The sequence below is a fragment of the Streptomyces sp. NBC_01190 genome (genome assembly GCF_045039895.1).
Classification (GTDB): domain Bacteria; phylum Actinomycetota; class Actinomycetes; order Streptomycetales; family Streptomycetaceae; genus Actinacidiphila.
Genome location: NZ_CP108580.1, coordinates 1,686,859 through 1,705,223 on the forward strand (window position 1 = coordinate 1,686,859; position 18,365 = coordinate 1,705,223).

General features: G+C 72.2%; 15 protein-coding genes. 2 read left to right on the plus strand and 13 right to left on the minus strand.

Annotated elements, in window-relative coordinates:
• Positions 1-287: 287 nt before the first annotated feature.
• Entirely contained in the window at positions 288-1,916 is a 1,629-nt protein-coding gene (locus tag OG519_RS07155; protein WP_405580118.1) for a hypothetical protein, read from the minus strand.
• A 328-nt stretch (positions 1,917-2,244) separates the two neighbouring features.
• Here OG519_RS07155 and OG519_RS07160 point away from each other — a divergent pair, with 328 nt between their 5' ends.
• Positions 2,245-4,089: an ATP-binding cassette domain-containing protein gene (locus tag OG519_RS07160; protein WP_405580121.1), complete on the plus strand. Its 1,845-nt coding sequence runs from the start codon at positions 2,245-2,247 to the stop codon at positions 4,087-4,089.
• On the opposite strand, the gene OG519_RS07165 is transcribed toward OG519_RS07160, so the two are convergent.
• From OG519_RS07165 to OG519_RS07220, 12 genes are all read right to left on the minus strand, one after another.
• The gene (locus OG519_RS07165) at positions 4,067-5,449 is read right to left on the minus strand and encodes an aminotransferase class V-fold PLP-dependent enzyme (protein ID WP_405580123.1); all 1,383 of its coding nucleotides are present in this window, start codon (positions 5,447-5,449) and stop codon (positions 4,067-4,069) included. The genes OG519_RS07160 and OG519_RS07165 overlap by 23 nt on opposite strands.
• Positions 5,450-5,635: 186 nt before the next feature.
• Positions 5,636-6,613 (minus strand): 2,3,4,5-tetrahydropyridine-2,6-dicarboxylate N-succinyltransferase, encoded by a 978-nt coding sequence (dapD, locus tag OG519_RS07170; RefSeq protein ID WP_405580126.1) that lies wholly within the window; start codon positions 6,611-6,613, stop codon positions 5,636-5,638.
• Positions 6,614-6,656: 43 nt separating this feature from the next.
• Positions 6,657-8,564 carry a DUF2264 domain-containing protein gene (locus OG519_RS07175; protein ID WP_405580129.1) on the minus strand — a complete coding sequence of 636 codons (1,908 nt, stop codon included), beginning with the start codon at positions 8,562-8,564 and terminating at the stop codon, positions 6,657-6,659.
• A gap of 100 nt (positions 8,565-8,664) precedes the next feature.
• Complete coding sequence (locus OG519_RS07180) at positions 8,665-9,990, minus strand: hypothetical protein (RefSeq protein WP_405580131.1); 1,326 nt, start codon at positions 9,988-9,990, stop codon at positions 8,665-8,667.
• Positions 9,991-10,287: 297 nt separating this feature from the next.
• Complete coding sequence (locus tag OG519_RS07185) at positions 10,288-10,626, minus strand: metal-sulfur cluster assembly factor (protein WP_405580134.1); 339 nt, start codon at positions 10,624-10,626, stop codon at positions 10,288-10,290.
• Entirely contained in the window at positions 10,623-11,102 is a 480-nt protein-coding gene (sufU, locus tag OG519_RS07190) for a Fe-S cluster assembly sulfur transfer protein SufU (RefSeq protein ID WP_405580137.1), read from the minus strand. The genes OG519_RS07185 and sufU overlap by 4 nt, the downstream gene beginning before the upstream one ends.
• A gap of 13 nt (positions 11,103-11,115) precedes the next feature.
• Positions 11,116-12,363, minus strand: a complete 1,248-nt coding sequence (locus OG519_RS07195) for a cysteine desulfurase (RefSeq protein WP_405592531.1) — start codon at positions 12,361-12,363, stop codon at positions 11,116-11,118.
• A 26-nt stretch (positions 12,364-12,389) separates the two neighbouring features.
• The gene (gene sufC, locus OG519_RS07200; RefSeq protein ID WP_405580138.1) at positions 12,390-13,154 is read right to left on the minus strand and encodes a Fe-S cluster assembly ATPase SufC; all 765 of its coding nucleotides are present in this window, start codon (positions 13,152-13,154) and stop codon (positions 12,390-12,392) included.
• 7 nt (positions 13,155-13,161) lie between these two features.
• A complete protein-coding gene (locus OG519_RS07205; RefSeq protein WP_405580140.1) occupies positions 13,162-13,491 on the minus strand; it encodes a non-heme iron oxygenase ferredoxin subunit in 330 nt (109 codons plus the stop codon).
• Positions 13,491-14,672: a Fe-S cluster assembly protein SufD gene (sufD, locus tag OG519_RS07210; RefSeq protein WP_405580142.1), complete on the minus strand. Its 1,182-nt coding sequence runs from the start codon at positions 14,670-14,672 to the stop codon at positions 13,491-13,493. The genes OG519_RS07205 and sufD overlap by 1 nt, the downstream gene beginning before the upstream one ends.
• Before the next feature lie 56 nt (positions 14,673-14,728).
• Positions 14,729-16,150, minus strand: coding sequence for a Fe-S cluster assembly protein SufB (gene sufB, locus OG519_RS07215; RefSeq protein ID WP_405580144.1), 1,422 nt, complete (start codon positions 16,148-16,150; stop codon positions 14,729-14,731).
• Positions 16,147-17,007 carry a helix-turn-helix transcriptional regulator gene (locus tag OG519_RS07220; protein WP_405592533.1) on the minus strand — a complete coding sequence of 287 codons (861 nt, stop codon included), beginning with the start codon at positions 17,005-17,007 and terminating at the stop codon, positions 16,147-16,149. Before OG519_RS07220 ends, sufB begins: the two co-directional genes overlap by 4 nt.
• A gap of 190 nt (positions 17,008-17,197) precedes the next feature.
• On the opposite strand from OG519_RS07220, the gene OG519_RS07225 reads away from it, so the two are divergent.
• Positions 17,198-18,124, plus strand: coding sequence for an ABC transporter ATP-binding protein (locus OG519_RS07225; RefSeq protein ID WP_405580147.1), 927 nt, complete (start codon positions 17,198-17,200; stop codon positions 18,122-18,124).
• Positions 18,125-18,365: the final 241 nt, after the last annotated feature.

Here is an 18,365-nt window from a genome sequence, read left to right on the forward strand (position 1 = left end):
CGAGCGGACACGGACGGCACCGCTTGCCCTCTGACCGAGCGCGGCACTTGCGAACAGCACCGGCCGCGCGCCGGACCGAGTCCGAACGGGACCGCTTGCCCCCTGACCGAGCGCGGACGGCAGCGCTTGCCCCCGACCGAGGCGCGACGGCACCGCTTACGGACGGGGCCGGGTGCGCGCGGCGGTCGTTTGTGGGCGGGGCGGGCGGTGGCCCGCTGCCGGGCGGGGCGGACGGTGCCCGCCGCCGACGGCGTTGCGGCGGCGGGCCGCAGGTGGGGCCGGCGGGGTCAGTTCGGGGTGGCCGCGCCCTCGCGGGAACGCGCCTTGAAGGCGGCCTTGCGGGCGTCCTTCGCGATCTTGCGGTCCGGGTGGAGGCGGCCCATCGCCTCCAGGACATCGGCGGTCGCGGGGTGGTCGACCCGCCATGCCGCGTCGAAGAAGCCGTCGTGCCGGGCGACCAGATCGCGGATGAGATCACTCAGCAGCTCCACGTCCTCGTCGGCGGAGAGCTGCGCGGCGAGCGTGTCGATGGTGAGCCAGAACACCATGTCGGCGTCGGGCAACGGCACCTCGGCCGCGCCGTGTTCGGTGAGCCAGACCCGCGCCAGGCCGCCGAGCCTGCGGTCGTCCAGTACCTCGCGCAACGCCGGTTCCGCCTCGCCGCCGAGCAGCGCGAGCGTCTGCTGGCAGATCAGCCGCCGGGTCGGCGCCTCGGCGTCGTCACCCTGGCCGGCCGCGAGCAACTCCCGCGCCGCGTCGACCGGTTTGCGGTCGGCGAGCCACAACTCCGCCTCGGCGCGGGCCGCGTGATCGGGAAAGTCGATCAGCGCCGCCAGCAGATCGGCCCCGGAGCCCGCCGCCAGATCGCCGACGGCCGGCGCGTGGGCCCCGGCGTCGATCAGCCGCTCCCGCATCCCGTGCACCCCGAGCGGGGTGAGCCGCACCAGCCCGTACCGGGAGATCTCCTCCGCGTCCAGGCCGTCCAGGCCGTCCGCACCCGCCTCCGACCGCCCCGCCCCGGCCTGGGCCTCGGCGTCATCGTCATCGTCATCGTCATCGTCGTCGTCGATCAGCGCCTCGTCCACCGGCAGGTACTCGAGCAGCCCGGTCGGCGCGAGCAGCCGGAAGTGCTCGTCGAGCCGCATCATCACCTCGGTGACCTCTTCGAGTACGGCGTCGCTCGGCTGTTCCATCTGCCCGGGCTCGTCCGGTACGACCAGCGAGGCCGCCAGCACGGGCAGCGGTACCGCGCCCCCGGCCTCCTCCTCGCCGGCGCCGCCCGCGCCACCCGCGCCGTCCTGATCGGTGCCGCCGTCCATGGCCATCAGCACGTAGAGGTTGGCGAGCGCGGTGTCCAGGAACTCCGCCTCCTCCTCGGGGTCCCAGTCCGTCTCGTCGCTGTCGGCGGTGTACCCGGTGTGATCGCTGTACTCCAGCACCGACCGGTCCCCGTCGTCGTCCAGCACGTCCCGCAGGCCTTCGAGGTCGGGCGCGGTGGCGTCGGCGAGGGCGTACTCGGCGGCGGCCAGCCACGCGTCCAGCACCTCCTGCGGCTCGCCCGCGGCCACGCTCGCGTAGGCATCCCCGCGCACCGCCCGCCCGGCCGCCTCACCGGGGCCCGTGCTCTCCTCGGCACCTTCCTCGATCTCCAGGGCGAGCAGACCGGTCTCGACGGCGACGCCCCACGCCTGGGCGACGTCGCCGAGCCCCTCCTCGGGGTCGATCCCCAGCGCGACGGCGGCCTCGGCCAGATCCGCGTCGAGGAGTTCTCCCATCGCGTCGACCCGCCGCTCCTCACCGGCCCACCGCACCAGCCCCAGCGCGCGGTCCAGCAGCGGCACCGTCAGCGCCAGCCGCGCCAGTTCCGCCGCGGGGAGCAGCCGCACCGGCGGCAGAACGAGAGGACTTGCGGACATAGGACGTGCTCTCCTTCGAATGACGGAACAAGACGGCAAGAAGCGAAAACAGGCGACAACAAGCTGTGCGGGCGGGCGGTGAACCGACCGGTGTCGGCCGCCCGGTGGGACACCCGGGCGGCCACCCGCCATCAGCGTATTGCCTGCGGGGCCGGGAACCGGCCCGTGTCCGGCCGCGGCAGACATGCCGCCGCCGGACCTCCGAGCGCGGGCGGCGCCGCTCGCGTACGCTGCCTGCGGCCCGTGGCCGCCGGCAGTGGGCGGAAGTCACCGACGTACCCGGGCCGTCGAGCCGCGGGTCCGAGCACCGGCCCCGGGACGGAGGACGATGGGCGGCAACGGTCTGCGGATCGATGTGTACGAGGTCGGCCGGCGGGTGGGCGGCGGCCCGCGCCGTAAGGGCGGGCGCCGAGGCGCCGGCGACGGTTCCGGCGGCGGTACCGACACCCCGCCGGAGGCCGGCACCGCTCCGGCCGGGCCGCGCGAGACGCTGACGGGTGTGACCCTGTCCGTCGCGCCGGGCGAACTGCTCGCCGTGGCGGGCGGCAGCGGCTCGGGCAAGACCACCCTGCTGGAGATCATGGCCGGGATCCGCACCCCGTCCACCGGCCTGGTACGGCACGACGACGCGGCACCGGCCGACGTACGGTCCGCGCTCGGCTATCTGCCGCACGGCAACGTCATGCACGAGGACCTGCCGCTGGTCCGCGCGCTGGGGTACGCGGCACGGCTGCGGATGCCGGCCCGTACCGACGCGGTACGGCTGCGCGCCGCCGTCGACGACGCCCTCGCCGCGGTGGGGCTGTCCGCGCGGGCGCTCCAGCCGGTGCGCACCCTCAGCGAGGGCGAGCGGCGGCGGGCCTGCATCGCGGTGGAGTTGCTGACCAGGCCCCGGGTGCTCTTCCTCGACGAGCCGACCACCGGGCTCGATCCGGCGACCGGCGCGGAACTGATGGGCACCTTGCGGGACTTGGCCAGGGAAGGGGTGACCGTGGTGCTGACCACGCACGCGCCGGCCGATCTGACCCGCTGCGACCGGGTCCTCTTCCTCTCCCCCGCCGGGAAGCCCGCCTACCTCGGGGCGCCGCAGGGGCTGACGGCGGCCTTCGCGGCGGCGACGCTGGAGGAGGTGTACGGCGCGGTGGCCCGCGGCGCCGAGCAGCGCGATCCCGGCCCGGAGACGGTGGCCGTACGCCCGGCCGACCCGCTGCCGGGACCCGGCCACGATGTTCTGGACGCGCGCGACACCACCGCGCCGGCCGCCGGTTCGCCGCTGGGGCCGCTCGGCCAGTGGTGGCTGCTGACCCGCCGCGGCGCCGAGCTGATGCTGCGCAACAGGCTGACCGCGGCGGTGGTGATCGGCTCGCCGCTGGTCATCGTGGCGATGTTCGCGCTGCTCTTCCGGCCGGGAGCCTTCGATCCCTCGGCGCCGAGCCCGGGTTCCGCGGCGATGATCCTCTTCTGGATCGCCTTCGGCGGCTTCTTCTTCGGACTCACCTACGGGCTGCTCCAGATCTCCGGCGAGCTGCCGGTGGTGCGCAGGGAGCGGTTGACGGTGCTGCGGCTCGGGCCGTATCTGCTGTCGAAGGTGGCGCTGCTGCTGCCGGTGCTGGCGGCGGCGGACGCCGTGCTGCTCGCGGTGCTGCTTGCGCTCGACCGGCTTCCCGCGGCCGGCTGGGGCACCTACGGTTCGCTCTTCACCACCGTGCTGCTGGCGTCGGCGGCGGCGCTGGCCCTGGGGCTGCTGGCGTCGGCCGCGGTGGGCGAGCCGGGTCAGGCGACGCTGATGCTGCCGCTGCTCTGCTTCCCGCAGGTGCTCTTCTCCGGGGCGTTCGTGCCGGTGCCGCAAATGGCCTGGGCGGGCCGGGTGTTGAGCGCGGCGATGACCAACCGGTGGGCGTTCGAGGCGCTGGGCGGCGGGATCGGGCTGCCGAGGCTGTGGGCGCGTGGCGCCTCGCCGCTGGGTCCGCCGCTGCTCGCCTCCTACGGCGGCTCCTTCGCCCGGCCGGTGGGGGTGGGCTGGCTGCTGCTGGGCGCCTTCACCGTCCTCTTCCTGGCCGTGGCGTGGGCCGTGCTCGCCGCCAAGTGCCGTACGGTCGGCTCCTCTTCCGGCCGGCCCGCACCGGCGCGCGAGGCGGTGGCGCCGGCGGTCAGCACACCAGCCGGGGGGTGAGGCCGCTCGGGTCGGGCGCCCGGTCGCGGTAGGTGTCCGCGACGAAGCCGATGAAAGCGGCAAGGTCGGCCCGGTTGGAGGACAGGCCCAGGGAGACCCGGACCGCGCCGCCGGACGGCAGGCCGAGCCGCCCGAGGTAGTCGTCTATGGTGCCAGTGGCGGTGCGGACCGCGCCGCCGAGCACGTCCCGGTCGATGGCGAAGGCGGCCTCGCCGGTGCCGGGGTTGCAGAAGCACCCGGTGCGCAGCGAGATGCGGTGGGCCGCGCTGTCCCGGGCGACGATGCGTTCGTCGATGATCCGGCCGGCCGGGTCGAGCAGGTTGAGCGCCACGGTGCCGCCACGCCCTGCCGGGTCGGCGGGACCGTAGATCCGGACCAGCGGACTGCCGTCGCTGTGCCGGAGTTCGCCCAGACCGGTCAGTAACCGCGCGGTGAGCGCCGTGACATGGCGGTGCACGGCGCTCACCCCGCCCGCCGCCGAGCGCAGCCAGTCCAGACCCCAGGCGATGTCGGGGATGCTGAGGTAGTTGACGGTGCCGTCCTCGAACGCGGCCTCACCGTCCGCCATGTGGTGCCACTGGCCCTGGGCGCTGACGACATGGATGGTGCCGCCGGAGAACCAGGGCCGGCGCAGCCGGGCGAGTGCCTCCCTGCGCGCGATCAGACAGCCGAGTCCGGTGGGGTAGCCGAAGACCTTGTACCAGCTCATCGCGACGAAGTCCGGTGTGACCAGGGCCAGGTCGAGCTGGTTGGCCGGGGCGTAGGCGGCGGCGTCGAGCAGCACGTCCCAGCCCGCGCCCCGGGCCTCGGCCACCCAGTCGAGGGGGTGCTGGACGCCGCTGAAGTTGCTCTGCGCGGGATAGGCGAGCAGCCCGGTGCGGCCGCCGTTCAGTACCGCCCGCATCGCGGTGGCGTCGAGGCCGAGCCCGGGGGCCGTCAGCGGGACGTACACGGTGTCGGCGCCGCGGCTCCTGGCGTACTCCCGCAGGCCGTTGACGGAGTTGTGGTTGTCGAGGGTGAGGGCGAGGCGGCTGCCCGGCCGGAACGGGTAGGCCTCGCCGACCAGTCGGCAGGCGCCGGTGGCGTTGGCGGTGAACACCACGGCGTACTCGGCCGGGTCGGCGTTGAAGTGCTCGAGCACCCGGCGGCGGGTGGCGTCCACCAGGGCGCCGGAGGCCGCCGAGGCGGGGCTGACCGAGTGCGGGTTGCCGAAGCAGCCGGCCGCGATCCGGTCGGCGTGCGCCCGCACCTGGGCGCGGGCGGCCAGCCCGGCCCCGGTGTGGTCGAGATAGACATGGCCGCCCTCGTCCAGATACGCGTATCCGTCGTCGGCGGCGCGCAGCACCTCGAACGTGTCCATTGATCGGCCCCCGGCCTTGCCCGCGATGTGGACCCCCAGGATCGCACGGGGCGGCGCGGAAGCCGGGACGGTGCACTCGGCGGATCAGCCCAACGGCCCGTGATCCGGGGCGTGTTGCGCGCGCCAGCGCCCGGTCCGCCGCCCACGGGGGTGGTGCGGGGCCGGGCGCGGCCGGCGGACGGGCCGTCAGTTGTGGCTGTGCAGGATCGCGTTGAGGCCGCCCCACGAGCCGGTGCGCTGGAGGACCTCGACCGTGCCGGTGGTGGAGTTGCGGCGGAAGAGCAGGTTGTCGGCGCCGGACAGCTCGACGGCCTTGACGATCCTGCCGTCGGGCAGGGTGACCCGGGTGCCCGCGGTGACGTAGAGGCCGGCCTCGACCACGCAGTCGTCGCCGAGCGCGATGCCCAGGCCCGACTCGGCGCCCAGCAGGCTGCGTTCACCGACCGAGACGCGCTGCGTACCGCCGCCGGAGAGGGTGCCCATGATGGAGGCGCCGCCGCCGATGTCGGAGCCGTCGCCGATCACCACGCCCTGCGAGATGCGGCCCTCGACCATGGAGGTGCCGAGGGTGCCCGCGTTGAAGTTGCAGAAGCCCTCGTGCATCACGGTGGTGCCGGCCGCGAGGTGCGCGCCGAGGCGGACCCGGTCGGCGTCGGCGATCCGCACCCCGGCGGGGGCGACGTAGTCCGTCATCCGGGGGAACTTGTCGACGCCGTACACCGCCAGGTGCAGGCCCTCGGCGCGGGCCGCCAGCCGGGCGGCCTCCAGGTTGGGGACGGGGACCGGCCCGAGGGAGGTCCACACGACGTTGGCCAGCAGGCCGAAGAGGCCGTCGAGGTTCAGCCCGTTGGGGCGGATCAGCCGGTGGCTCAGCAGGTGCAGCCGCAGGTAGACGTCGTGGGCGTCGAGCGGCTTGTCGTCGACCGAGGAGATGACGGTACGGACCGCGAGGATCTCGACGCCGCGCCGCGGATCGGGCCCGAGGGCCTTCGGGGCGTTGGCCCCCAGGGCCTCGGCCGCCTGCTCGGCGGTCAGCCGCTCGGTGCCCGCGGGGCCCGGCTCCGGGGCGAGTTCCGGGGCGGGGTACCAGGTGTCGAGTACGGTGCCGTCGTCTGCGACGGTCGCCAGGCCGTGGGCGATGGCGCCGGGGCGGTTCTCAGTCATACCCCCGACGCTAGCGTTTGCCGCTCGGCCGTGCGCAACCGGCTCACCTGTCGGTACCCGCGATCCGCGGCGGCGGCCCGGGCCGCGGGACGTCCCCTTCCCACGCGGCCGCCTGGGCGGGGCCGGCACCCAGCACCGCGCAGCGCAGCCAGTGTTCGCCCGGCGGCAGGTCGACGGCGAGGAGCGGGAGGACCGTACGGCGGAAGAGGACGTTGGTGCCGGGGAGGAGGTCGATCACCCGGCCGGTTCGCGGCGCGGCGGCCGGGTGGTCGGGGTGGGGGCCGGGGTCGCGGTCGGGGCCACCAGCACCAGCACCGCCACCGCCACCGGCGCCGAGGAGACCGCCAGGCGGGTCACCGGGAAGATCGCGGAGCCCGCTGAGGTCGCCGGCGCGCGAGACCGCCATGGCGGAGCCCGGCCGCTCCTCCCGGCGCGCCGTCCCGCCGTCGCGGTCCACCGCGAAGGCACTCTCGACCGTGTGCAGGGGCCGCGCGGTGCGGATCCGGTGGGTGCGCAGGTGCCAGGGGGCGGCCGCGGTGAGCCAGGTGGTGATCTCGACGTCGGGCCACGGGTGCCACACGCTGCGGACCGTGCCGTCGGCCGCCGTGACCTCGGGGTCGGCCGGCTGCTCGCGGACCCGGAAGTGCGCGGGCTCGCCGGGGTCGTCGCTGACCGCGAGCATCGAGTCGTGAGCGCCCTGCTCCAGGCCGAGTTCACCCGCCGGCAGGCTGAAGCCGAAGCGGGTGGAGTAGGCGAACTTGCCGTATTTCGCCGATCCGCCGCGGGCCCAGGTGTTGTGCTGGCGCCCGCTGAGCATGGTGACGTCGCCGCCGGAGCGCATCAGCACCGCGCCCGCCTCCGGCTGGGCGAGCGCCGGCGGCAGGTCCGCCGGGGCCGGTGACTCCGCCGCCGCCCAGAAGGCATGGGTTTCGGGCAGCGCCAGCGGCAGGAACGCCTTCAGCGCCCAGTACGGCGAGGCGGGTCCGTTGTACTGCTCGGCGACCGCGGGCTGCGGATAGCCGTAGCCGACGGTCAGCAGCCCGCCGGGCGATGTCTGCCCGGTACGCGCCCGCCACCAGCGAAGGTGCCGCAGCAGCAGCCCCTTGACCTCGCCGTACGGCAGGGCGTCCACCTCGGCGTAGGGCAGCGCGCCCCAGAAGGAGCCCTGGGCGAAGCGGTAGACGAGGCTGCGGCCGAAGGGCACGGCGGAGCCGTCGTCGGCGAACCAGTGCCGGAAGCCGGTGGCGAAGGCGGCGGCGCGCTGCCGGAAGCGCTCGGCGCGGGCCGGGTCCCGCTCGCCGGCCAGCGCGGCGTAGATCAGCCCGTAGAAGTGCATCGCCCAGGGGATGTAGTAGTCGCGCTGCTCGGTGGCGCCGTCGGCGTACCAGCCGTCGGTGAGCGCGTAGCTCTCCAGCCGGTCGAGCCGGGCGTGGCGGGCGTCGGTGTCATGGGCGTAGCCGACCCGGTCCAGGCCCAGGCTGATCATCACCGGGAAGAAGTTCCAGTTGTTCGCCGGGGTGCGGGCGGTCAGGAAGCGGGCGAGCCAGCCGCCGACCCGGTCGCGCTCGGCGCCGGTGAGCGGGTCCCAGAGCCGCTCGGGGACGAGGGCCAGCGCGAAGCCGAGGGCGGCCGTCTCGACCGTGCGCTGGTCGATGCCGTCGGGGACGCCCCAGTACTCGGGGTGGCCGGGGTCGGTGCCGGCCGCGAGTCCGCGCGCCCACACGTCCCAGTGCCCGAAGTCCCCGCCGCCGGCGGCCAGCGGGGCCAGCCCCCACAGCGGGCGGGCATATCCCTCCAGGTCGGCTGCGGTGTCGTCGTGATGGGCGATGTTGACCCCGAGCCGGATCCTGGCCCCGCCCGGCGAGGCGTAGCCCACCAGCGGCTCCGTCAACTCCCGTGCGTACGCCTGTAGTTCGGCCCGGGTGGCCGGCCCCTCAAGCGCGCTGCCCACAGCCGACCACCCTCCGCCCCGCCCGCCCGCCGCCCGACCGGATCTTGCCCCCACTCTCGCAACCCCGCCGACCACCGTCAACGCGCCCGCCCCGAACCGGTCAGCCCAGCGTGAACCACGTGCTGCGCGACTTCTGCCACTCGGGGTGGTCGAGGTCCTTCGCCTGGGTGCCGTCGCCGTAGAGGTCGGCGTCGCCGTCGTCGGTGATCAGTTCGACCCGGGCGCCGGGCTGGGTGAGGTCGGGGACGTCGACGACCGACTCCCAGCCGCCCGCGTCGGTCGTCGGCAGGTCCAGCTTCTTCACCGGGGCGTGGCCCGGGACACCGTCCCACGCGTAGAGGACGTACGGGTCGCTGTTGTCGTCGGCGGCCCACGAGCCGGCGATGATCAGGTACTGGCCCGCCGCGTTCTTGCGGAGGTCGCGGATCGACAGGCCGCCGAGGTCCAACTCGATCGGGGCGCCGAAAGCCGCCTTGGTGCCGGTGACGACCTTGTCCATGTTGGTGACCGGCACGATCAGCGCCCTGCCGCCGGGCACCGCGGGGGCCAGCGGGGCGCGGAAGCCGATGTAGGCGGTGGTGGTGGAGCCGGGCGCGAACTCCAGGCCCTCGACGTTGAAGCCGTCGATCTCCTTGGGGATCTCGCCGTCCGCCGTACCCGCCGCGAAGCCGTAGTGGTTGCCGTTGGCCTTGTCCCACGCCACCAGGTCGTCGCGGAGCTTGTGGTAGGCCTTGCCGAAGGTCAGCGAGGTGGACGCGCCGGAGCCGGAGACGGTGGTGGTGAAGACGGTGTTGCGGTCCGCCTTGTACTCGCCGTCCTTGTTGTTGCCGAGCGAGCCGGTCCAGTAGACGGTGTCGCCGACCCGGGTGGCCGCCTCGATGTCGACCTCCTTGTCCGCGTCGAGGGCGTCGTCGAGGTCCCAGGTCTTCACCGGGGCGCCGGAGGCGGCGCGGCTGTAGAGCCGCAGGGTGTTGTCCTCGTCGTTGGCCACCACCATGTAGCCGCCGCCGACGTCGACCGCCGCCGACGCGTCGCTCGCGCCGGTCAGATAGCGGCTGTCGGCGGCGAACCGCACCGCGGGCGAGGCCGCGTAGTGCAGCACCTTGCTGGCGGTCTTGCCGCCGAGCCCGGTGACCTGGAGCGTCAGGTCGGTGTACCCCTGGGCGTGCGCGGTCACCGCGACGGTACGGGCGCCGCCGCTGCCGGTGGCGGTGACGTCCGAGGTCGCCGCGACCGACGACTTGCTGGTCTTGGCGGCGGTCACCGTCAGCGCCGAGGCGTCCGCCCCGCTCTGGCTGATCGTCACGGTGACCGTCGGGTCGCCGGTGGCGCCGACCGCGCCCGACAGATAGGACGCGGAGAGCGAGATCTTCGGTGTGCCGTAGCTCGCGGCGTGCGCGGGGCCGACCATGCCCACCCCGGCCATCAGCAGCGCCGAACCGGCGGCCAGCGCGGTGAGACCCGTCCCGCGTACGGACGGAGCGACACGAACACCATGAACACCGTGAACGCCATGAACACTGTGGACACCATGAACAACACGGACTCGCAACGTGGGTGCCTTTCGTCGGCGGCTCGGTCCATTCGGCCGGGCGGCGCGAATGCCGACGAGAAGGCTGTGCCGTACAAGGGAACTCCCGGCGTACGGCAAGCGCCCCTGAGGCGAACAGCAGCGGGCGGCCACCGCGCAACGCGCGGTGGCCGCCCGGTGTTTGAGGAGCGATCAGACGTTGAAGCCGAGCGCGCGGAGCTGCTCGCGGCCGTCGTCGGTGATCTTGTCGGGGCCCCACGGCGGCATCCAGACCCAGTTGATCTTGAGGTCGTTGACGATGCCCTCGGTGGCGGACCTGGCCTGTTCCTCGATCACGTCGGTGAGCGGACAGGCCGCCGAGGTAAGGGTCATGTCCAAGGTGGCGACATTGGTGTCGTCGATGTGGATGCCGTAGATCAGGCCCAGGTTGACGACGTCGATGCCCAGCTCGGGGTCGACGACATCGTAGAGCGCCTCGCGGAGCTCTTCTTCGGAGGCCGGCTTGAGGGCGACCTCGGTGTTGTCGGTCATGCGGTCTCCTTACCAGTGGTGCCGTCGGCGGGGGCGCCGGACAGCGCCTGCGCGGTCGCGTCCTTCCAGGCCATCCAGCTGAGCAGCGCGCACTTGACGCGCGCCGGGTACTTGGAGACGCCGGCGAACGCGACCGCGTCCTCCAGCACCTCCTCCATCGCGTCGTCCGGCTCGACCCGGCCGCGCGACTGCATCAGCTCCAGGAAGGTCTCCTGGATCCGCTGCGCCTCCGCGACCTCCTTGCCGACCAGCAGCTCGTTGAGCACCGACGCGCTCGCCTGGCTGATGGAGCAGCCCTGGCCCTCGTAGGAGACGTCGCCGATCACGGTGCCGTCCATCCGCACCCGCAGGGTGATCTCGTCACCGCAGGTCGGGTTGACGTGATGCACCTCGGCCTGGCCGTCCCGCAGGCCGCGCCCGTGCGGGCGCTTGTAATGGTCCAGGATCACGTCCTGGTACATCGAATCCAGTTTCACCGCGTCACCACCATCAGCCGAAGAAGTTCCGTACCTGCTCCAGCCCCTCGACCAAGGCGTCGACCTCGGCCGGAGTGGAGTACAGATAGAACGACGCTCGCGTGGTCGCCGGAATTCCGTAGCGCAGGCAGACCGGGCGGGCGCAGTGGTGTCCGACGCGCACCGCGATGCCCTGCTCGTCCAGCACCTGCCCCACGTCGTGCGGGTGGATGTCACCGAGGGTGAAGGAGATCGCGGCGCCGCGGTCCTCGACCGTGGTGGGGCCGATGATCCGCAGTTCGGGCACGTCCCGCAGCCGGCTCAGCGCGTACTCGGTGATCGCGTGCTCATGGGCGGCGATCTTGTCCATGCCGATCGCGGTCAGATAGTCCACCGCGGTGCCCAGACCGACGGCCTGGGCGATCGGCGGGGTGCCGGCCTCGAACTTGTGCGGCGCGGGCGCGTAGGTCGAGGAGTGCATCGTGACGGTTTCGATCATCTCGCCGCCGCCGAGGAAGGGCGGCAGGTCCTCCAGCAGCTCCTGGCGGCCCCACAGCACGCCGATGCCGGTCGGGCCGAGCATCTTGTGGCCGGTGAAGGCCACGAAGTCGGCGCCGAGCGCCTGCACGTCGAGCACCATGTGCGGGGCGGCCTGCGAGGCGTCGATCAGCACCAGCGCGCCGACGTCCTGGGCGCGGCGCACGATGGCCTCGACCGGGTTGACCGTGCCGAGGATGTTGGAGACCAGCACAAAGGAGACGATCTTCGTCTTCTCGGTGATGACCTGCTCGATGTCGGACAGGTCGAGCCGGCCGTCGTCGGTGAGGCCGAACCACTTCAGCTTGGCGCCGGTGCGCTGCGAGAGGAGCTGCCACGGCACGATGTTGGAGTGGTGCTCCATCTCGGTGATGACGATCTCGGTCTCGCGGTCCACCCGGTACGGCTCGTCGGCCCAGCCGAGCATGTTCGCCACCAGGTTCAGCGACTCCGAGGCGTTCTTGGTGAAGATCACCTCGTCGCGGCTCGGCGCGTTGACGAAGGCGGCGATCTTGTCGCGGGCGCCCTCGTAGAGCGCGGTGGCCTCCTCGGCGAGCACATGCACACCGCGGTGCACATTGGCGTTGTGCCGCTCGTAGAACTCGTTCAGCGCGTCGAGCACCTGGCGCGGCTTCTGCGAGGTCGCCGCGTTGTCCAGGTAGACCAGTTTGCGGTCGTCGTGGACCAGCCGGTCGAGGGCCGGGAAGTCCTTGCGGATCGCCTCGGTGTCGAGGAGGCCGGGCAGGACCCGACCGCCAAACGAGCTCGTTGTCACGCGGAAGCGCCACCCTTCACATAGGACTCGTAGCCCTCTTCCTCCAGCTTGTCGGCGAGTTCGGCGCCGCCGGACTCGACGATCCGGCCGGCCGAGAAGACATGCACGAAGTCGGGCTTGATGTAGCGCAGAATGCGCGTGTAGTGCGTGATCAGCAGGGTGCCGACCTCGCCGCTCTCGCGGACCCGGTTGACGCCCTCGGAGACGATGCGCAGCGCGTCCACGTCCAGGCCGGAGTCGGTCTCGTCGAGGATCGCGACCTTCGGCTTGAGCAGTTCGAGCTGGAGGATCTCGTGGCGCTTCTTCTCACCGCCGGAGAAGCCCTCGTTGACGTTGCGCTCGGCGAAGGCGGGGTCCATGTGGAGCTGCTGCATCGTCTCCTTGACCTCCTTCACCCAGGTACGCAGTTTGGGGGCCTCGCCGCGGATGGCGGTGGCGGAGGTGCGCAGGAAGTTGGAGACCGACACGCCGGGGATCTCGACCGGGTACTGCATGGCGAGGAAGACGCCCGCGCGGGCGCGCTCGTCCACCGTCATCGCCAGCACGTCCTCCCCGTCGAGGGTGACGGTGCCACTGGTGACGGTGTACTTGGGGTGGCCGGCCAGCGAGTACGCCAGGGTGGACTTGCCCGAGCCGTTGGGGCCCATGATGGCGTGGGTCTCGCCCTGCCTGACGGTCAGGTCGACGCCCTTGAGGATCTCCTTGGTGGAGTTGTCGGCTTCGACGGTGACGTGCAGGTCTCGGATTTCAAGCGTTGCCATGGGTGACTCAGGACTCCTGGGTGACGGAGACGAGCACGTCGTCCCCAACGATCTTGACGGGGTATACGGGGACGGGCCGCGTGGCGGGCAGTCCGGACGGCTTGCCGGTCCGCAGATCGAAGCTGGAGCCGTGCAGCCAGCACTCGATCTGGCAGTCCTCGACCTCGCCCTCGGCGAGCGAGACGTTGGCGTGCGAGCAGATGTCGTTGATCGCGAACACCTCGCCCTCGGTGCGGACCACGGAGACCGGCACCTCGCCGATCTCGACCCGGCGGGGCGTGTCGTCCACCAGCTCGCTCAGCGCGCAGACACGTACGAAGGACGCCTCGGTGGTCATCAGACGGATGCCTCCAGTTCGGCGTCGATCTTCGCCATCAGCCGCTCCTCCAGATCGGGCAGGCCGATCTGCTGGACGAGTTCGCCGAAGAAGCCGCGGACCACCAGGCGGCGGGCCTCGTCGGCCGGGATCCCGCGGGACTGGAGGTAGAAGAGCTGCTCGTCCTCGAACCTGCCGGTCGCGGAGGCGTGGCCGGCGCCGACGATCTCACCGGTCTCGATCTCCAGGTTGGGCACGGAGTCGACCCGGGCGCCGTCGGTGAGCACCAGGTTGCGGTTGAGCTCATAGGTGTCGGTGCCCTCGGCGCTGGCCCGGATCAGCACGTCGCCGATCCACACCGCGTGCGCGTCCTGCCCCTGCAACGCGCCCTTGTAGGCGACGTTGGAGCGGCAGTGCGGGGTGTCGTGGTCGATGAAGAGCCGGTGCTCCTGGTGCTGGCCCTTGTCGGTGAAGTACAGGCCGAAGAGTTCGGCCTCGCCGCCGGGCCCGCCGTAGACCACCCGGGGGTGCAGCCGGACCAGGTCGCCGCCGAAGGTGACCACCACCGACTTGAAGCTCGCGTCCCGGCCGATCAGCGCGGTGTGCTGGGCGACGTGCACCGCGGTGTCGTCCCAGTCCTGCACGGAGACCGCGGTGAGCTTGGCGCCGTCGCCGATCACGTACTCGACGTTGGCGGCGACCACGGCGTCCCCGGTGTGGTCGAGGACCACCACGGCCTCGGCGAAGGCGCCGACCTCGATCACCACGTGGCCGTAGGCCACACCGCCCTGGCCGTGCACGGCGATCCGCACCGGTTCGGCGAGCACGGTGTCCTTGGGGACACTGATCACCGAGGCCTTCTCGAAGGAGCTGTACGCCTGGGCGGCCACCCGGTCGACGGGCTTGCCCACCCGGCCGAGCCGGGGGTCGTCCCGGTCCACGGTCTCCATGGTGACGCCCTCGGGCACGGTCACCTCCCGGCGGAGGGCGCCGCCGGTGGCTTCCGCGGTGCCGTCGTGCAGACCGCGGAGCCGGGCCAGCGGAGTGAAGCGCCACTCCTCCTCGCGCCCGCTGGGGACCGGGAAGTCGGCCACGTCGAAGGACGCGGCCGCGCTGACCCGGGCGTCGGCGGGCTGGGCCACCGGCTGCCCCACCGTGATGGCACCGTCCGTGGTGCTGCCCGCAGGGGTGTTCTCAGCCATCGCTTGTCGTTACTGCTTTCTCGTCGTGACGTCGTCGCGGATCGGTGGGGCGGCGGTCAGCCGACCGAGCCTTCCATCTGGAGCTCGATGAGCCGGTTCAGTTCCAGCGCGTACTCCATCGGGAGTTCCTTGGCGATCGGCTCGACGAAGCCGCGCACGATCATCGCCATCGCCTCGAACTCGGTCATGCCGCGGCTCATCAGATAGAAGATCTGATCGTCGGAGACCTTGGAGACGGTCGCCTCGTGACCCATCGACACGTCGTCCTCGCGGACGTCCACATAGGGGTAGGTGTCGGAGCGGGAGATCGTGTCCACCAGCAGCGCGTCGCACAGCACGTTGGACTTGGCGCCGGTCGACCCCTCGCCGATCTCGATCAGACCGCGGTAGGAGGTACGGCCGCCGCCGCGCGCCACCGACTTGGAGACGATGTTGGACGACGTGTTGGGCGCCATGTGCACCATCTTGGCGCCGGCGTCCTGGTGCTGGCCCTCGCCGGCGAAGGCGATGGAGAGCGTCTCGCCCTTGGCGTGCTCGCCCATCAGATAGACCGCCGGGTACTTCATGGTGACCTTGGAGCCGATGTTGCCGTCGACCCACTCCATGGTCGCGCCCTCGTACGCCACGGCGCGCTTGGTGACCAGGTTGTAGACGTTGTTCGACCAGTTCTGGATGGTCGTGTAGCGGCAGCGGCCGCCCTTCTTCACGATGATCTCGACCACCGCGGAGTGCAGGGAGTCCGACTTGTAGATCGGCGCGGTGCATCCCTCGACGTAGTGGACGTACGCGTCCTCGTCGACGATGATCAGCGTCCGCTCGAACTGGCCCATGTTCTCGGTGTTGATCCGGAAGTAGGCCTGGAGCGGGATCTCCACGTGCACGCCCTTCGGCACGTAGATGAAGGAGCCGCCCGACCACACCGCGGTGTTCAGCGAGGCGAACTTGTTGTCGCCGGCCGGGATGACGGTGCCGAAGTACTCCTGGAAGAGCTCCGGGTGCTCCCGCAGCGCGGTGTCGGTGTCCTGGAAGATGACGCCCTGCTCCTCCAGGTCCTCGCGGATCTGGTGGTAGACGACCTCGGACTCGTACTGGGCGGCGACACCGGCGACCAGGCGCTGCTTCTCGGCCTCCGGGATGCCCAGCCGGTCATAGGTGTTCTTGATGTCCTCCGGCAGGTCCTCCCAGGACTCGGCCTGCTTCTCGGTGGACCGCACGAAGTACTTGATGTTGTCGAAGTCGATACCGCTGAGGTCGGAGCCCCAGGTCGGCATCGGCTTCTTGCCGAAGAGGCGCAGCCCCTTCAACCGCAGCTTCAGCATCCACTCCGGCTCGGACTTCTTTCCGGAGATGTCGCGGACGACGTCCTCGGACAGGCCGCGCTTGGCAGCGGCGCCGGCCGCGTCCGAGTCGGCCCAGCCGTACTCGTAAGTGCCGATGCCTTCGAGCTCCGGGTGAGTGGTCTCCGTGGGAGCAGTCATGCGGGTTTCCTCCCGGACGTACTGGCTGATGCGTGGGCTGGTGCTGAAGCGTGGTCTTGCGGTGGTGCGGGGTCTCGCGGTGATACGGGGTCCGGCCGTGGTGCGGGGTCTTGCGGTGACGCGCGGTCCGCCGCCGGCTGGTGTGCCCGAGGGATGAACGTGGTGCACACCCCGTCGCCATGGGCGATGGTGGCCAGCCGCTGAACATGGGTCCCGAGCAGCTCGGAGAAGACCTCGGCCTCCGCCTCGCACAATTGCGGGAACTGCCCGGCGGTGTGAGCCACCGGGCAATGGTGCTGGCAGAGCTGCTCTCCGGCCGGTGCCGGGGGTCCCCCCGCACCACGCCGGGCGGGAGCACTGCGCGCGGTAGCAGCGTACCCGTCCGCCGACAAGGCGGCGGCGAGGGCCTTGGCCCGGTCCTGCGGGGCCGCCGCCGTCACGGCCGCGCGATAGCGCTCGGCCTGGGCGGCGAGCCGGGCCCGGGCGAAAGCGGAGACCGCGGCCTGCCCGTCGGCGCCGCCGCCGGCCGACTGGGCGATCCAGCGCAGCGCGTCGGCGGCGAGCTGGTCGTACCCCTGGTCGAAGGCGTCGCGGCCGCAGTCGGTGAGCGCGAAGACCTTGGCGGGACGGCCGCGGCCCCGGCTTCCGTAGACCCGCTGGGCGTGCGGTTCCACCATGTCTTCCGCGCAGAGCGCGTCGAGATGGCGGCGCACCGCGGCCTGGGTGAGGCCGAGCCGCTCGGCGAGGTCGGCGGCGGTGGACGGGCCGTGGTCCAGGATGGAGCGGGCGACCCGGGTGCGGGTGCGCCGCTCCCCGGTCGTCTGCTCGTCCGCGGCCACTGGGGCAGCGCCATCCAGGTATTTCACAAGCCCATTGTTGCGTAATTCTTTGAGGACCGGCAAGCGACACCATCCGCCATCGCGGTGGGCTACGTCACTAAGGGTTACCTAAGCTGACACTCATCGGACGACGTGCCGGACGACGCGGCGGACGACGCAGGCCGCCCTGCCGCCGCCGGTTCCGCCGCGGCTCCCTAGACTCGGCCGCATGCGAAACGAGCCCGCGATCGAGGTGACCGGTCTGGTCAAGCGGTACGGCGCCAAGACCGCGGTGGGCGGCCTCGACCTGACCGTGGCGCGCGGCGGCGTCACCGCGGTGCTCGGTCCCAACGGCGCGGGCAAGACCACCACCGTCGAGATCTGCGAGGGCTACCGGCGGCCCGACGGCGGCGCCGTCCGGGTGCTCGGCCTCGACCCCGCCGCGCAGGGGGCGCTGCTGCGGCCCCGTATCGGGGTGATGCTCCAATCGGGTGGGGTCTACCCCGGCGCGCGGGCCGTCGAGATGCTCCGGCACACCGCCACGCTCTACGCCGACCCGGTCGACCCCGCGCTGCTCATCGAACGGCTCGGCCTGGAATCCTGCGGCCGCACCACCTACCGCCGGCTCTCCGGCGGCCAGCAGCAGCGGCTCGCGCTGGCGATGGCCGTGGTCGGCCGCCCCGAGCTGGTCTTCCTCGACGAGCCCACCGCCGGCCTCGACCCGCAGGCCCGGCACGCCACCTGGGATTTGGTCCGGGAGCTGCGGGCGGACGGGGTGACGGTCGTGCTCACCACCCACTTCATGGACGAGGCCGAGCAGCTCGCCGACCAGGTGGTGATCATCGACAGCGGCCGGGCGATCGCCGCCGGCACCCCGGAGGAGCTGTGCCGCGGCGGCGCCGAGAACACCCTGCGCTTCTCCGGCCGCCCCGGTCTGGACCTGCCCTCCCTACTCAAGGCGCTGCCCGCCGACACCGCCGCCATCGAGTCCACCCCGGGCAACTACCGCATCGAGGGCAAGGTCGACCCCCAACTCCTGGCCACCGTCACCTCCTGGTGCGCCCAGAACGGCGTCATGCCGGACCACCTCGCGGTGGAGCGCCGCACCCTGGAGGACGTATTTCTTGAGCTGACCGGCAAGGAGCTGCGGGTATGAGAGAGGGCAACCCCGGAACACGCGGGGGCACGGGGGGTCGCCCCCCGGAAGACAACAGCCTTGAGCTGACCGGCAAGGAGCCGCGGGTATGAGACAGGGCAACCCCGGAACACGCGGGGGCACGGGGGGTCGCCCCCCGGAAGACAACAGCCTTGAGCTGACCGGCAAGGAGCCGCGGGTATGAGACAGGGCAACCCCGGAACACGCGGGGGCACGGGGGGTCGCCCCCCGGAAGACAACA

Bases quoted from the DNA above. Each gene is read 5' to 3' on its own strand.
- OG519_RS07155 (WP_405580118.1), bottom strand. From the start codon at position 1,916: ATGTCCGCAAGTCCTCTCGTTCTGCCGCCGGTGCGGCTGCTCCCCGCG.
- OG519_RS07160 (WP_405580121.1), top strand. From the start codon at position 2,245: ATGGGCGGCAACGGTCTGCGGATCGATGTGTACGAGGTCGGCCGGCGG.
- OG519_RS07165 (WP_405580123.1), bottom strand. From the start codon at position 5,449: ATGGACACGTTCGAGGTGCTGCGCGCCGCCGACGACGGATACGCGTAT.
- dapD (WP_405580126.1), bottom strand. From the start codon at position 6,613: ATGACTGAGAACCGCCCCGGCGCCATCGCCCACGGCCTGGCGACCGTC.
- OG519_RS07180 (WP_405580131.1), bottom strand. From the start codon at position 9,990: ATGGCCGGGGTGGGCATGGTCGGCCCCGCGCACGCCGCGAGCTACGGC.
- OG519_RS07185 (WP_405580134.1), bottom strand. From the start codon at position 10,626: ATGACCGACAACACCGAGGTCGCCCTCAAGCCGGCCTCCGAAGAAGAG.
- sufC (WP_405580138.1), bottom strand. From the start codon at position 13,154: ATGGCAACGCTTGAAATCCGAGACCTGCACGTCACCGTCGAAGCCGAC.
- OG519_RS07205 (WP_405580140.1), bottom strand. From the start codon at position 13,491: ATGACCACCGAGGCGTCCTTCGTACGTGTCTGCGCGCTGAGCGAGCTG.
- sufD (WP_405580142.1), bottom strand. From the start codon at position 14,672: ATGGCTGAGAACACCCCTGCGGGCAGCACCACGGACGGTGCCATCACG.
- sufB (WP_405580144.1), bottom strand. From the start codon at position 16,150: ATGACTGCTCCCACGGAGACCACTCACCCGGAGCTCGAAGGCATCGGC.
- OG519_RS07225 (WP_405580147.1), top strand. From the start codon at position 17,198: ATGCGAAACGAGCCCGCGATCGAGGTGACCGGTCTGGTCAAGCGGTAC.